The sequence below is a fragment of the Streptomyces sp. bgisy027 genome (assembly GCF_057710365.1).
Window position 1 is genome coordinate 89625 of sequence record NZ_JBYIVZ010000025.1, and the last position, 13751, is coordinate 103375.

At 71.8% G+C, this 13751-nt stretch carries 14 protein-coding genes; 9 read left to right on the top strand and 5 right to left on the bottom strand.

Features of this window, described 5'->3' with window-relative positions; genetic code table 11:
- Positions 1-2 precede the first annotated feature (2 nt).
- Positions 3-995 carry a cell envelope lipid trafficking protein PgfA gene (pgfA, locus tag AC3ETA_RS25395; protein WP_432195199.1) on the top strand — a complete coding sequence of 331 codons (993 nt, stop codon included), beginning with the start codon at positions 3-5 and terminating at the stop codon, positions 993-995.
- Here pgfA and AC3ETA_RS25400 read toward each other — a convergent pair.
- Together AC3ETA_RS25400 and AC3ETA_RS25405 are read right to left on the bottom strand one after the other, a co-directional pair.
- On the bottom strand, positions 985-3651 hold the full coding sequence (locus tag AC3ETA_RS25400) for an ATP-dependent RNA helicase (RefSeq protein ID WP_432195200.1): 2667 nt from the start codon (positions 3649-3651) through the stop codon (positions 985-987). The genes pgfA and AC3ETA_RS25400 overlap by 11 nt on opposite strands.
- A gap of 4 nt (positions 3652-3655) precedes the next feature.
- Entirely contained in the window at positions 3656-4522 is an 867-nt protein-coding gene (locus AC3ETA_RS25405; protein ID WP_432195250.1) for a class I SAM-dependent methyltransferase, read from the bottom strand.
- Positions 4523-4896: 374 nt separating this feature from the next.
- Between AC3ETA_RS25405 and rpsA the strand changes: the two genes are divergently transcribed.
- The 4 genes from rpsA to AC3ETA_RS25425 all read left to right on the top strand — a co-directional run bounded on the left by rpsA (position 4897) and on the right by AC3ETA_RS25425 (position 8707).
- Entirely contained in the window at positions 4897-6393 is a 1497-nt protein-coding gene (gene rpsA, locus AC3ETA_RS25410; protein ID WP_432195201.1) for a 30S ribosomal protein S1, read from the top strand.
- 239 nt (positions 6394-6632) lie between these two features.
- The gene (locus AC3ETA_RS25415) at positions 6633-7571 is read left to right on the top strand and encodes a PAC2 family protein (RefSeq protein WP_432195202.1); all 939 of its coding nucleotides are present in this window, start codon (positions 6633-6635) and stop codon (positions 7569-7571) included.
- A 69-nt stretch (positions 7572-7640) separates the two neighbouring features.
- The gene (gene coaE, locus AC3ETA_RS25420) at positions 7641-8276 is read left to right on the top strand and encodes a dephospho-CoA kinase (protein WP_432195203.1); all 636 of its coding nucleotides are present in this window, start codon (positions 7641-7643) and stop codon (positions 8274-8276) included.
- Positions 8277-8326: 50 nt separating this feature from the next.
- Complete coding sequence (locus AC3ETA_RS25425; protein ID WP_393508619.1) at positions 8327-8707, top strand: tetratricopeptide repeat protein; 381 nt, start codon at positions 8327-8329, stop codon at positions 8705-8707.
- Between the two features lie 46 nt (positions 8708-8753).
- Here AC3ETA_RS25425 and AC3ETA_RS25430 read toward each other — a convergent pair whose 3' ends face one another.
- Positions 8754-9083, bottom strand: a complete 330-nt coding sequence (locus AC3ETA_RS25430) for a DUF6343 family protein (RefSeq protein ID WP_432195204.1) — start codon at positions 9081-9083, stop codon at positions 8754-8756.
- A 54-nt stretch (positions 9084-9137) separates the two neighbouring features.
- Here AC3ETA_RS25430 and AC3ETA_RS25435 point away from each other — a divergent pair, with 54 nt between their 5' ends.
- Together AC3ETA_RS25435 and AC3ETA_RS25440 are read left to right on the top strand one after the other, a co-directional pair.
- A complete protein-coding gene (locus AC3ETA_RS25435; protein WP_432195205.1) occupies positions 9138-10049 on the top strand; it encodes an acyltransferase domain-containing protein in 912 nt (303 codons plus the stop codon).
- 88 nt (positions 10050-10137) lie between these two features.
- On the top strand, positions 10138-10593 hold the full coding sequence (locus AC3ETA_RS25440) for a DoxX family protein (RefSeq protein ID WP_432195206.1): 456 nt from the start codon (positions 10138-10140) through the stop codon (positions 10591-10593).
- A gap of 147 nt (positions 10594-10740) precedes the next feature.
- On the opposite strand, the gene AC3ETA_RS25445 is transcribed toward AC3ETA_RS25440, so the two are convergent.
- Entirely contained in the window at positions 10741-11274 is a 534-nt protein-coding gene (locus AC3ETA_RS25445; protein ID WP_432195207.1) for an RNA-binding S4 domain-containing protein, read from the bottom strand.
- A gap of 50 nt (positions 11275-11324) precedes the next feature.
- On the opposite strand from AC3ETA_RS25445, the gene AC3ETA_RS25450 reads away from it, so the two are divergent.
- Positions 11325-12032 (top strand): uracil-DNA glycosylase, encoded by a 708-nt coding sequence (locus tag AC3ETA_RS25450; RefSeq protein ID WP_432195208.1) that lies wholly within the window; start codon positions 11325-11327, stop codon positions 12030-12032.
- 37 nt (positions 12033-12069) lie between these two features.
- The gene (pip, locus tag AC3ETA_RS25455; protein ID WP_432195209.1) at positions 12070-13032 is read left to right on the top strand and encodes a prolyl aminopeptidase; all 963 of its coding nucleotides are present in this window, start codon (positions 12070-12072) and stop codon (positions 13030-13032) included.
- Here the strand turns inward: pip and AC3ETA_RS25460 are convergent.
- Positions 13029-13709 (bottom strand): GntR family transcriptional regulator, encoded by a 681-nt coding sequence (locus AC3ETA_RS25460; protein ID WP_432195210.1) that lies wholly within the window; start codon positions 13707-13709, stop codon positions 13029-13031. The genes pip and AC3ETA_RS25460 overlap by 4 nt on opposite strands.
- Between the last annotated feature and the right edge of the window lie 42 nt (positions 13710-13751).

Here is a 13751-nt window from a genome sequence, read left to right on the forward strand (position 1 = left end):
AGATGCGCCGCAAGGCCAGTCTGATCCTGCTCGCCCTCGCCGTGTTCTTCGCGGCCCTGTCCCCGCTGCTGCGCTGGTACGCCTTCCCGCGCCTGGCGAAGATCCCGGCGAACCAGTACCAGGACATGGTCCTGGAGGCGAAGGACGCGACCCTCCTCGACTACGGCACGATGAAGGCCCGCAAGGTCCCCGAGGTCACCATCGTGCAGACGCTGAAGGGCAACGTCGAGGAGTCGGAGAAGATCGAGAGGACCGCCGGCAAGGACGTCGTCGTCTGGGACGGCCTGTCCTACGTCGTGGGCCCCGACGGCAAGATGGTCTCCAAGATCCCCGAGCGCTACATCTTCGACGCCCACAGCCAGGAGCCCGTCCACGCCACCGGCGAGATGGTCGACGGCGATCCGGTCGAACGGCAGGGCATCGAGTTCAAGTGGCCCTTCCTCACGGAGAAGCGGGACTACGAGTACTTCGACGCCCAGGCACGGATCACCGCCCCCATCCACTACAAGGGCACCCAGGACTTCCGTGGCGTCGAGGTCTACTACTTCGAGCAGACGATCCCGTGGACCAAGGTGACGTTCCCGAAGACGATGCCGGTCCAGGGCATCACACCGGAGTCCGTCGCCGAGACCGGCACCACCCGCTGGTACACCACCGTCCGCAAGTTCTGGGTCGAACCCCTCACCGGGGCACCCGTGTACGGCGAGGAGATCCACAAGGAGGAACTGCGCGGCGGCACCCTGCTCGGCGGCCGTGACAAGGTGACGGCGTTCGCGGGCCACGTGAAGATGCGCGAGGACTACATCGACCACACCGTCGACCTCGTCAAGTCCAACCGCACCCTGGTCCTGCTGCTGACGTCGTACCTGCCATGGGGCTTCCTCACCCTGGGAGTCCTGCTCCTCGCGCTCTCCCTCTACCTGGAGGCACGCGGCCGCCGCCCCGGCGACCCGGAACCGGCGAGGGACACCGAGCCGGAGCCGGTCACCGCCTGAGCCGGGCGTTGGTGTGCCGGGTCGGCTCGGCGCCGGCCGGGTCCTCGGGCCACGGGTGCTTCGGGTAGCGGCCGCGCAGCTCCGCCCGTACGCCCTTGTAGCCGTCCTTCCAGAAGGAGGCGAGGTCGGCGGTGACGGCCGCGGGCCGCCCGGCGGGGGAGAGGAGATGGACCAGCAGCGGCACCCCGGCCACGGCCGGCGACTCGTGCAGGCCGAACATCTCCTGCAACTTCACGGCGAGGACGGGCCGCTCCGGATCGCCGTAGTCGATCCGGATCCTGGACCCACTGGGTACGGTGATCCGCTCGGGCGCCAGCTCGTCGAGCCGCCCGGCGTCCCCCGAGGCCCACGGCAGCAGCCGCGCGAGCGCCTCCCCGGCGTCGATCCGCGCCAGGTCGCCACGGCGCCGCGCCCGCCCCAGCTCGGGTTCCAGCCACTCGTCCACGCGTGCGTGCAGCGCGTCATCGGAGACATCGGGCCACGGCTCCCCGAGATGCAGCCGCAGAAAGGCGAGTCGCTGCCGCAGCACACCGGCATCGGCGGACCACCGCAACAGACCGAACCCTTCCTGCCGCAGCCCTTCGATCAGCGCCTCGCGTACGAGAACGGGGTCGGCGTCCCGCAGAGGCCGCACCGCAAGCTCGATCGCCCCGAGCCGCTCGACCCGGCGGGCGACCACGTCACCGTCGGCCCAGTGCACCTCCTGGCCCGAGTGATACAGCGAGGCCGCCGCCGAGCGAGCCGTGTCCTCGTCCACCGCGGCAGCGAGCTGCACCCGGGCATGCCCCTTGCCCACGGGCCGGTCCGCCACAGCCACGGCGATCCAAGGAGCACCCCGCAACGGACTCCCGTCCCGCAACTCGGCCCGCGTCCCGGAAGCCATGAGATAGGAACCGCCGTCGGCCTTGGCGACCCGCTCGGGGAACGCGAGGGCGGCGACGATCCCGGCGGTCCGCTCGTCTCCGTCGTGCGCCGGGGTGCGGTCGCTGTTGCCGGGGGCGGGGGTGTGGTCGTTCCTGTTGTGTGCCGGGGGCCGTGCGCTTCTGCGGGGTGCCGTGGTGCTGTCGTCCCCGCCGCGCGCCGCCGCGTGGGTGATCCCGCCCCGCGCCACCGTGCCGTCGCCGGTGCCCCGCGCCACCGTGCCGTCGCCGGTGCCCCGCGCCTGCGCGCCCCCGCCGTTCGCCCGCAGCCGACGTACCTCCGCGCGCCAGCGCCCCGCATAGGCGTCGCCGCCCTGCCGGGCCGCCCGTAGCGCCGCGGCCAGGTCGTCGCCGTAGTCCCTGGGGGGCTCCTCGCTCAGGAGCGCGACCACCTCGGCGCCCTCGCCGGACGTGTCCAGGAGTGCCCGCCCCAGACGGGGATGCAGCCCAAGGCGGGCCAGCGCGGTGCCGCGCGGCGTGGCGCGGCCGTCGGTGTCCACGGCACCGATGGCCCTCAGGACGTTTCTCGCCGCCGCCATCGCGCCGCCCGGCGGCGGATCCAGCAGGGCCAGCCCCGTCGCCTCCGGGTCGCCCCAGCACGCCGCCTGCAAGGCGAAGGCCGTCAGATCGGCCACCTTGATCTCCGGGGACGGGAAGCGGGGGAGCCGGGTGTCCTCGGCCTCCGCCCAGCAGCGGTACACCGCGCCCGGCGCCTCACGCCCGGCCCGCCCCGCCCGCTGCCGCCCGGCCGCCTGCGAGGCCCGCACCGTCGTCAGCGCGCTCAGCCCCCGCGCGTGGTCCACGCGCGGCTCCCGCGCCAGCCCTGAGTCGACGACCACCCGCACCCCGGGAACCGTCAGCGACGACTCCGCCACGGACGTCGCCAGTACCACCCGCCGCCGCTCCCCGCCGGCCAGCACCGCGTCCTGCACGGCCGTCGGCGCCCGCCCGTGCACCTGGAGCACCTCGACGTCCCCGAGATCCCCCAGCTGCCCGGCCACCCGCGCGATCTCACCCGTGCCCGGCAGGAAACACAGCACGTCCCCGGCCCGCTCGGCCAGCGCCCGCCGTACCACCGACGCCACATGCGTCAGCAGTGCCGGGTCGACCCGCATCCCGTGCGGCGGCCGTACGGGACGCGTCGGCGGCGCCCAGAGCACGTCCACGGGGTGCGAGGTGCCCTCGGCCTCGACGACCGGCGCGTCGCCCAGCAGCCGCGCCCACCCCTGCGCGTCCGTCGTGGCCGACGCGGCCACGAGCCGCAGCTCCGGCCGCAGTGCCTGCCGTACGTCCCACAGGAACGCAGCCACCGTGTCCGCGTCCAGGTGCCGCTCGTGGCACTCGTCGAGGACTACGACGTCCACGCCCGCGAGCTCCTGGTCGCGCTGCAACCGCTGCAGCAGCACACCGGTCGTGACGACCTCCACGCGCGCGTGCCGCCCGACGACCCGCTCCCCGCGCACGGTGTAGCCGACGCTCTCGCCGGCCTTCTCGCCCAGCAGCCACGCCATCCGCCGGGCGGCGGCCCGTGCGGCGATCCGCCGCGGCTCGGCGACGACGACCCGTCGGGCGGGTCCCTCGCCGAGGAGCCCGGCCAGCACCAGCGGTACCAGGGTCGTCTTGCCGGTTCCGGGCGGCGCCACGAGCACCGCCGTGCCGTGCCCGTCCAGGGCGTCGGTCAGACCGGGCAGGGCGGCGCGTACGGGCAGCGCGTCCAGGGCGTCGTAACGGATCACACGCTCAGTCTCTCCCCCGGCCTCCGGCCGGGGGCGCCCCCGTCTCGCTTCGCTCGCACACGAAGATCGCCGTCCCCGGGATCAGGTTCCCGCGCAGCGGCGACCAGCCGCCCCACTCGGAGGTGTTCCAGGCCGGCCACTCCGGCTCGACCAGGTCCACCAGCCGGAACCCGCCGGCCACGACGTCCCGCACCCGGTCGCCGATGGTGCGGTGGTGCTCGACGTAGACCGCGCGGCCCTTGTCGTCCTGCTCCACATACGGGGTGCGGTCGAAGTAGGAGGCGGCGACGGACAGGCCCTCCGGGCCGGGCTCGTCGGGGAAGGCCCAGCGGATCGGGTGGGTGACCGAGAAGACGAAGCGGCCGCCCGGCCGCAGCACCCGGCGCACCTCGCGCAGCACCCGCACCGGGTCCGCGACGAACGGCAGCGCGCCGTACGCCGAGCACGCCAGGTCGAAGGAGCCGTCGGCGAAGGGAAGAGCGCCCGCGTCGGCGCACACCAGAGGGAACGCGCCCCCGATGCGCATCGAGTGCTGGAGCTGGCGGTGCGAGATGTCCAGGGCGACCGGGCGGGCCCCCTGCGCGGCCAGCCAGCGCGAGCACTGCGCGGCGCCGGCGCCGATCTCCAGGACGTCCTTGCCCTTGAGGTCCTCCGGCGGGCCGAGCAGCTCGGCCTCCACCTCGTCCAGGCCCTCGGGACCCCAGACGAAGCGGTCGTCGCCGAGGAAGGTGCCGTGCTCGATCTGGTACTCGTCCGCGTTGCGGTCCCACCAGCCCCGGTTGGCGCGGGAACTCTCGGCGACGTCGGCCTGACGCCGCGTGGCCTCCGGCTCGGCGGACTCGATCTCGGGCGATACGGGCTCTTGGATGATCGGCTCCCTCGTCGTACTCTTCCGTCACCTGAATGGCGCGGCCCCTCCCGGCGGTGTCACGAAAGGGACTGCCCAAGGCCCGCGTGGCCTCAAGAGACAGGTTTTGTGCCGGGTATGGGGCGATCCGCCCCGGGTGTGCGGCTTCGCGCATTGACCCTGTCCGGCTGCCCCCGTATGCTACAAGTTGCGCTGCGGGCCTGCGCACCTCAGACGTAGCAGGCTGCGCTCGCATCTGTTGTATGTCCCCTCGGTTCTCGAGGCGCCCCACGATTTTGTGTGGTGCTTCCTTGGCTGTCCGGCTTCTTCAGAGCGATACGGGCTCCCGGCGTAGCAGTACCTACGACTTCAATGTCCGTACCGGAGCCCTTTCCCACATGACGAGCAGCACCGAGACCACCGCCACCACCCCGCAGGTTGCGGTCAACGACATCGGTAACGAGGAAGCCTTCCTCGCCGCGATCGACGAGACGATCAAGTACTTCAACGACGGCGACATCGTCGACGGCGTCATCGTGAAGGTCGACCGGGACGAGGTCCTGCTCGACATCGGTTACAAGACCGAAGGTGTCATCCCGAGCCGCGAGCTCTCGATCAAGCACGACGTCGACCCCAACGAGGTCGTCGCCGTCGGTGACGAGATCGAGGCCCTTGTTCTCCAGAAGGAGGACAAGGAAGGCCGCCTGATCCTCTCGAAGAAGCGTGCCCAGTACGAGCGTGCCTGGGGCACCATCGAGAAGATCAAGGAAGAGGACGGCATCGTCACCGGTACCGTCATCGAGGTCGTCAAGGGTGGTCTCATCCTCGACATCGGCCTCCGCGGCTTCCTCCCGGCCTCCCTGGTCGAGATGCGCCGTGTCCGCGACCTCCAGCCGTACGTCGGCAAGGAGCTCGAGGCCAAGATCATCGAGCTGGACAAGAACCGCAACAACGTGGTCCTGTCCCGCCGTGCCTGGCTGGAGCAGACCCAGTCCGAGGTCCGCCAGACGTTCCTCACGACCCTCCAGAAGGGTCAGGTCCGTTCCGGCGTCGTCTCCTCGATCGTCAACTTCGGTGCCTTCGTGGACCTGGGTGGCGTCGACGGTCTGGTCCACGTCTCCGAGCTGTCCTGGAAGCACATCGACCACCCGTCCGAGGTTGTCGAGGTCGGCCAGGAAGTCACCGTCGAGGTCCTCGACGTCGACATGGACCGCGAGCGTGTCTCCCTGTCGCTGAAGGCGACGCAGGAAGACCCGTGGCAGCAGTTCGCCCGCACCCACCAGATCGGCCAGGTCGTGCCCGGCAAGGTCACGAAGCTGGTTCCGTTCGGTGCGTTCGTCCGCGTGGACGAGGGCATCGAGGGTCTGGTCCACATCTCCGAGCTGGCCGAGCGCCACGTGGAGATCCCGGAGCAGGTCGTCCAGGTCAACGACGAGATCTTCGTCAAGGTCATCGACATCGACCTCGAGCGTCGTCGCATCAGCCTCTCGCTGAAGCAGGCCAACGAGGCCTTCGGTGCCGACCCGGCGACGGTCGAGTTCGACCCGACCCTGTACGGCATGGCCGCGTCGTACGACGACCAGGGCAACTACATCTACCCCGAGGGCTTCGACCCCGAGACCAACGACTGGCTCGAGGGCTTCGAGTCGCAGCGCGAGGTCTGGGAGAACCAGTACGCCGAGGCGCAGCAGCGCTTCGAGCAGCACCAGCAGCAGGTCATCAAGAGCCGCGAGGCCGACGCCGCTGCCGCTGCCGAGGGTGGCGACAACGCGGGTGCGGCCCCGGCCGCGTCCGGTGGCTCGTACTCCTCCGAGGGTGCCGACAACAGCGGCGCGCTTGCCTCGGACGAGGCGCTGGCCGCGCTGCGGGAGAAGCTGGCGGGTGGGCAGAGCTGAACGCCCACTGAGCAGTAGCTCTTAGTACAGGGGCCGTACCTTTCGGGGTGCGGCCCCTGTGACGTTCGTCTGCCGCGCCGTCGCGGCTGGTCGCGCCCACGCGGCGGAGCCGCATATCGGCACAGCCCCGCGCCCCTCAGGGGGTTGTCCATCCCGGCAAGATCAGGAACCCCTCCCGGCGGGAATGCCCGCGCCCGTAAGGGTGTTGTCACGTAAGGACACGAGGAGGAGCGGTCACAGTGCTTGATCCGCAGGGTTTGTACGCATGGGAGCCGAAGGGCCTCGCCGTGGTGGACATGGCGCTCGCCCAGGAGTCGGCCGGTCTTGTCATGCTCTACCACTTCGACGGATACATCGACGCCGGTGAGACCGGCGACCAGATCGTCGACGGGCTCCTGGACTCACTGCCCCACCAGGTCGTCGCCCGCTTCGACCACGACCGGCTGGTGGACTACCGCGCCCGCCGGCCGCTGCTGACGTTCAAGCGCGACCGCTGGGCGGGCTACGAGGTGCCCTCCATCGAGGTACGACTCGTCCAGGACGCCACCGGAGCCCCCTTCCTGCTGCTGTCCGGGCCCGAGCCGGACGTGGAGTGGGAGCGCTTCGCCGCCGCCGTCAAGGAGATCGTGGAGCGGCTCGGGGTACGTCTGTCGGTGAACTTCCACGGCATCCCCATGGGCGTCCCGCACACCCGCCCGGTCGGCCTCACCCCGCACGGCAACCGCACCGATCTCGTCCCGGGCCACAGCAGCCCCTTCGACGAGGCGCAGGTGCCCGGCAGTGCCGAGTCCCTCATCGAGTACCGGCTCATGGAAGCCGGGCACGACGTGCTGGGCGTGGCCGCGCACGTCCCGCACTACATCGCCCGCTCCCCGTACCCGGACGCCGCCCTGACCGTCCTGGAGGCCGTCACCGCGGCCACCGGACTGGTGCTGCCCGGCATCGCGCACTCCCTGCGCACCGACGCCCACCGCACACAGAACGAGATCGACCGCCAGATCCGTGAGGGCGACGAGGAGCTCACCAACCTCGTCGAGGGCCTTGAGCACCAGTACGACGCCGTCGCCGGCGCCGAGAGCCGCGGCAACATGCTCGCCGAGCCGGCGGACATCCCGTCGGCGGACGAGATCGGCCGGGAGTTCGAGCGGTTCCTGGCCGAGCGCGAGGGCGACGGCTGAGCGGACGGCCGGCAGTGAGGGCCCGTCCTGCCCGGTGCGCGGTCAGTGGCAGGACCTAAGCTGTCGGTCATGCTGAAGGTGGGCCTGACCGGCGGTATCGGCGCCGGTAAGAGCGAGGTGTCACGGCTGCTCGTGGAACACGGGGCCGTGCTGATCGACGCGGACCGGATCGCGCGGGAGGTCGTCGCGCCCGGCACCCCCGGTCTCGCCGCCGTCGTGGAGGCGTTCGGCGAGGACGTGCTCGCCGCTGACGGCAGCCTGGACCGGCCGAAGCTCGGCTCGATCGTCTTCGCGGACGCCGACCGGCTCGGTGTCCTCAACTCGATCGTGCATCCTTTGGTCGGCGCCCGCTCCCGTGAGCTGGAGGAGGCCGCCGCCGAGGACGCGGTCGTCGTCCACGACGTCCCGCTCCTCACGGAGAACGGCCTGGCGGCGCTGTACGACCTGGTGGTCGTCGTGGACACCGCCCCGGACACCCAGCTCGACCGTCTGGTCCGGCTGCGCGGCATGGCCGAGGAGGACGCACGCGCGCGCATGGCCGCGCAGGCGACGCGTGGACAGCGCCTGGAGATCGCGGACATCGTCATCGACAACGACGTACCACTGGAGGAGCTTCAGCGGCGCGTGACGGACGTGTGGGACGAGCTCGTGCGGCGGGCGCACGGGGCCCAGGAGGACCCGGCGTCCCGTGCGGCACAGGAATAGCCCTGCTGCGTTCGCGCGTTGAACCCTCGCAGTGAGGGAAGGACTCTGCCGTGCCCGAGACCAGCGGTTCGACCGGACGTACTCCGGAGACGCATGTCATCGACTTCCGCGCCGCCGAGCAGTTGCTCGCCGCGCGGGACCCGCGGGGTGCGGTGAAGCTGCTCGACGAGGTCATCGCCGTGCACCCGGAGAACACCGCCGCCCGGCTGCTGCGGGCCCGCGCCTTCTTCGCCGCCGCGCAACTGCGGCCCGCCGAGCTGGAGTTCACGATCGTCCTGGAGCGCGAGCCGGACAACGCGTTCGCGCACTTCGCGCTCGCCCGCACCTACGAGCGCCAGGGCCGGGCCGGCCAGGCCAAGCGCCACTTCCGGCTGGCGGCCGCGCTCGACCCGAACCCGCAGTACCTGAAGGCGGCGCGGTTCGACGCGTGAGCGACGGCTCGCGGCGCGGGCAGGGACGGAGCCCTCTCCGGCGGGCCTAGGGCGGCGGGCGGTCAGGGTACTTCTGCGTCGGTGGTGCCGGAGGCGTCCCCGGCGGTGAACGGTGGGGGCGATCCTCGGGCGGGAGATACGGCGGCACGTCGCGGCCCGGCTGGTAGTGGGGACCCTGGCGGATGTGCCGCAGGATCATGGTCATGTCGATCGTGATCACCAGCCACAGCACGCCACAGGCCGCGGCCCAGCCGGGGCGTCCGGCCAGCGCGAACGCGGCGGTGCCGAAGATCGCCCAGAGCACACCCCACACGCACAGCCAGAAACGGACCCGCAGTGCACTGCGTGCCGTCGTAGGCTCACTGCCTGTACGCATCGGATCACCACTCCTTCTTGAAACGTACTCCTCGTTCTTCCCGCAGGGGGCTCAGTGCTGCCGGACACCGATGAACTCGCCGAGGTGCTGCTCGACCTGTCCGTACCCCATGAGGACGTCAACGACCTCGTACGGATGGGTCGCCGGGTGACGGACGACCCGGAGCTGCGGGCGTTCCTGGAGCGGTCCGTCGACGAGCTCGTCCGGGGGATGGGCGAGGTCGGCGGCCCGGTCGACCTGCCCGACCTCGACTGGGCCTCGGGCCCGCTGCAGCGCTGCTTCTCCGTGTACGTGTTCGTCGCCGCGCTGCCGTACACCCGCGCCTACCACCGCGAGCGCGGTATACCGGCGGACGTCTCCCGGCACACTCTCGCGGACCTCGGGCGGAACATGGCCGTGCACCGCAGGCGGTACGGCCGGGCGGGCGTGCAGGCGCCCTGGTGGCTCATCCATCACTTCCGGGGCGAGCTGTACCAGCTGGGCCGGCTGCAGTTCGAGCGGGCACGGCTCGGGCAGCGCGCCGGGACGCGGCTCGCGGCGGCGGGGTTCGACGTGGGTCCGGACTCGCTCTGTCTCCATGTGCACATACCCGACTTCCGCGGGCCGATGTCCCCGGCCGCGGTGGACCGTTCGCTGGCGCTGGCCCGGGAGTTCTTCGCGCTGCACTTCCCGCTGGAGCGGTACCGGGTGGCGACCTGTCACTCCTGGCTGCTGGACGAGCAGCTCAGGAAGTACCTTCCCGGCGACTCCAACATCGTCCGCTTCCAGGAGCGGTTCCGCATCGCCCGCGAGGACCGGGAGCCGGCCGACACCGAGCCCGTCCAGTTCGTCTTCGGCGACCCGGAGCTGCCGATCGAGAGCCTGCCGCGCGGCACGGCCGTGGAGCGGGCCGTCGGGGACCATCTGCGGGCGGGCGGACACTGGTACATCGGGCACGGGTGGCTGCCGTTCGAGAAGAACGGCTGAAATTCCGTTCGTACGCCGATGAGTTCGGGAGCGCGTGCCGGTCCACCTCTGCGACCGCACCACGGACCGCTGAACACAGGAGAACCTGATGTCCGAGACCACCGGCTCCGTCGCCACCGGCGACTCCCGCACCGTCATCGCCGAGTCCGCGACCCCGCGCGGCCGCCGCGCCCGGATCGCCCTGCGCGGCCTTCAGATCCTGCTCGCCCTCTTCTACGCGATCGCCAGCGCGCTGCCCAAGCTGATCGCGCACCCCTCGGCCGCCGAGGGCTTCGACGAGCTCGGCTGGGGCAGCGCCGGGATGTACACCATCGGCGCGCTCGAACTGGCCGGTGCCATCGCGCTGTTGATCCCGGTGCTCCAGTCGGTGGCGGCGATGGCGCTCAGCGCTCTGATGGTCGGCGCGTTCGTCGTCACGATCACCGCCTTCGGCGGCGAGAACGCGGCGACGCCGCTCATTCTCATCGTGCCGCTCGCCCTGATCGCCTGGGCCCGGCGCAGTTCGAACGAGGATCTGCTGCGGCTGGTGCGACGACGCGCGTGAGCCGTTCGCGCAGTTCCCCGCGCCCCTCGGCCGGCCTGGCAACCGCCGGCCCGGGGACGCGGGGAACTGCGCGATCGGCCGCCTGCGGCCCGTACCCGCCGCCGAAACCCGGAGTCCCGGGCTCGCGGGCGACGCCGTCGACGCGTGTCAGCGCTCGCGCGGCCGTCCCGCGCCGCCGCCCGTCATGCCGCGCAGGCGTTCCATGTCACGGCGGTCCCGCTTGGTGGGGCGGCCGGTGCCGCGGTCGCGGATGCCGGCCGGGGCGACCGCCTCGCGCGGCGGGGGAGGGGGCGAGTTGTCGACGTAGCACTGGGCCGCGACCGGGGCGCCGACGCGCTTGCGGATGAGGCGCTTGACGACGACGATCCGCTCCCGGTTCTCGTGGCGTACCCGTACCTCGTCGCCGATGTGCAGGGTGTGCGACGGCTTCACGTTCTGGCCGTTCACGCGCACATGCCCGCCTTTGCAGGCGGTGGCGCCCATGGAACGGGTCTTCACCAGGCGTACGGCCCAGATCCAGCTGTCGACGCGCACGGACTCGCCGCGCTGCACCCCGGCTGCCTCGGCGGCGGCCACGGCGTCGGCGATCTTCGGGTCGACGGGCTGCTCGGCGCTCGCCGCGTCCGGGTGTTGCTCCTCGGCCGCGTTGTCGCCCTGCTGCTCGTCATCCTCGGCTGCCATGCCTCGACCTTAGTCGCCGCGGGGGGCCGGCAAGACCGTACGGTGGAGCTGTGGACGCCCTCGACGATCTCGACCTGCGGGTCTCGGGCTGCCGGGCCTGTCCCCGGCTGGTCGACTGGCGGGAGGAGGTGGCCCGCACCAAGCGCGCCGCCTTCGCCGATCAGACGTACTGGGGCCGCCCGGTGCCCGGCTTCGGCCCGCCGGACGCGCGGCTGCTGATCATCGGGCTCGCACCGGCGGCGCACGGCGGCAACCGCACCGGCCGGATGTTCACCGGCGACCGCTCCGGCGACGTGCTGTACCAGGCCCTGTACGACGTGGGGCTCGCCTCGCAGCCCACGTCGGTCGCCGTCGACGACGGCCTGGAGCTGTACGGCGTCCGCGTCACGGCCCCCGTGCACTGCGCCCCGCCCGACAACAAGCCCACCCCCGGCGAGCGGGAGACCTGCCGGCCCTGGCTGGTGCAGGAGCTGAGGCTGCTGCGGCCCACGGTCCGGGCGGTCGTCGTACTGGGCGCCTTCGGCTGGCAGGCGACACTGCCGGCGCTGGCGGAGGCGGGGTGGAGGGTGCCGCGGCCGCGGCCGGCGTTCGGGCACGGGGTTCGGGCCGGGATCGACGGGGGCGGCGGGCCGGCCGGGCTGGATCTCTTCGGGTGCTTCCACGTCAGCCAGCGCAACACCTTCACCGGGAAGCTCACGCCCATGATGCTGCGGGAGGTGCTGAGCACGGCGGCGCAGGCGGCGGGGCTCGGAAACTGAGAGGACGCCCTCGCCGTACGGACGATACGTTGCCCGGATGAGCCTGTATCCGCAGATCGAACCGTACGACCACGGCCTGCTCGACGTCGGTGACGGCAACCGCATCTACTGGGAGACCTGCGGAAACCCCCGGGGCAAGCCCGCGGTCGTGCTGCACGGTGGTCCCGGGTCCGGCTGCGGCCCGCTCTCACGGCGCCACTTCGACCCGGACGCGTACCGGATCGTGCTGCTCGACCAGCGCGGCTGCGGGCGGTCCACGCCGCACGCGGGCGCCTACGACACCGACATGAGCGTCAACACGACTGCCCATCTCATCGCCGATCTGGAGCGGTTGCGAGCGCACCTGGGGATCGAGCGATGGCTGGTACGGGGCGCATCGTGGGGTTCGGTGCTCGGGCTGCGGTATGCGCAGACGCATCCCCACGCGGTGTCCGAGTTGGTCCTCACCTTGGTCGCGACCGGATCGGACGCCGAAGTCAGGCTCGTGACAAGAGGGTTGGGGCGGATCTTCCCGGAGGCGTTCGAGCGGTTCCTGGGAGTGCTGCCGGCCGCCGAGCGGGGCGGAGACCTCGCCGCCGCGTACAACCGGCTCATCGAGTCGCCCGACCCCGAGGTGCGGGCACGGGCGGCGCGGGCCTGGACGGACTGGGAGACGGCGATCGTCCCCGCGCCGCCGCGCTCGGTGGAGCAGTTCGAGGATCCGCGGTTCCGGATGGGGTTCGCCCGGACCGTGACGCACTACTGGGGCAGCGGTCACTTCCTGGGCGCAGACAACGAAGAAGGGGTCGTCCTGCGGGACGCACATCTGCTGAAGGGCATTCCGGGCACGTTGGTGCAGGGCAGCCTCGACTTCGGGAACCTGCTGGGCATCGTCTGGCGGCTCCATCACGCCTGGCCCGGGAGCGAGTTGGTGGTGGTCGACGAGGCGGGGCACGACGCCGGGGCGCCTGGCGTGGCGGACGCGCTGGTGGCGGCGACGGACAAGTACGCGCGGCCCTAGCGGGCCTTGCCGTCCCCGCCGTGTCCGAGGGGATCGTCCCCGAAGAGGTGGCGGACCGTCGAGCGGTAGTTGGCCTGCACGTGGGTGAGGGTGTGGCTGCGGGCGCGGTCGGGGTCGCCGGAGGCGATGGCCTCGTACAGGTCCTGGTGCTCGGTGAGGAGTTGGGGCCACTCCTCGTTCTGCCGGGTGAGCCAGCGCAGGCGGCCGTCGACCGGTTCCATCACCGAGGTCAGCAGGCTGTTGCCGGCCATGGCCAGGATCCTGTCGTGGAACCGGGTGTTGACGTCGGTGATCTTCTCCGCGTCCCCGGCCTCGGTCGCCCTCGCCGCGGCGCGCAGCAGCTCCCGCAGATCCGCCAGGTCCTCCGGTGTCGCCCGTGACGCCGCGAGGCCGGCCGCGTACACCTCCAGCGCCTCGCGCAGCTCGAAGAGCTCCTTGACGTCGGCGGGGCTCAGCCGCCGTACGACGGTCCGGCGGGGCGTCTCGAAGTGGACGAACCCCTCGGCGACCAGCGCGCGGATCGCCTCGCGGACCGGTACCCGGGAGACCCCGAAGCGGTCGGCCAGCTCGCGCTCGACCAGGCGATCGCCCGGAAGCAGGCGGCCCGCGATGATGTCCTGCCGCAGCGTGGCCAGGACGCGCTCGCGGACCGCCCCGAGGGGTTCGATCTTCGTCATGGGCCCATCTTCGCCGACTCCGGGTCTGTTTTACGGAGCGTT

What these genes read in the sequence shown, in the direction of transcription:
- pip (WP_432195209.1), top strand. Translation starts at nt 12,070, where the DNA reads ATGAGCCTGTATCCGCAGATCGAACCGTACGACCACGGCCTGCTCGAC.
- coaE (WP_432195203.1), top strand. Translation starts at nt 7,641, where the DNA reads ATGCTGAAGGTGGGCCTGACCGGCGGTATCGGCGCCGGTAAGAGCGAG.
- AC3ETA_RS25445 (WP_432195207.1), bottom strand. Translation starts at nt 11,274, where the DNA reads ATGGCAGCCGAGGATGACGAGCAGCAGGGCGACAACGCGGCCGAGGAG.
- rpsA (WP_432195201.1), top strand. Translation starts at nt 4,897, where the DNA reads ATGACGAGCAGCACCGAGACCACCGCCACCACCCCGCAGGTTGCGGTC.
- AC3ETA_RS25460 (WP_432195210.1), bottom strand. Translation starts at nt 13,709, where the DNA reads ATGACGAAGATCGAACCCCTCGGGGCGGTCCGCGAGCGCGTCCTGGCC.
- AC3ETA_RS25430 (WP_432195204.1), bottom strand. Translation starts at nt 9,083, where the DNA reads ATGCGTACAGGCAGTGAGCCTACGACGGCACGCAGTGCACTGCGGGTC.
- pgfA (WP_432195199.1), top strand. Translation starts at nt 3, where the DNA reads ATGCGCCGCAAGGCCAGTCTGATCCTGCTCGCCCTCGCCGTGTTCTTC.
- AC3ETA_RS25440 (WP_432195206.1), top strand. Translation starts at nt 10,138, where the DNA reads ATGTCCGAGACCACCGGCTCCGTCGCCACCGGCGACTCCCGCACCGTC.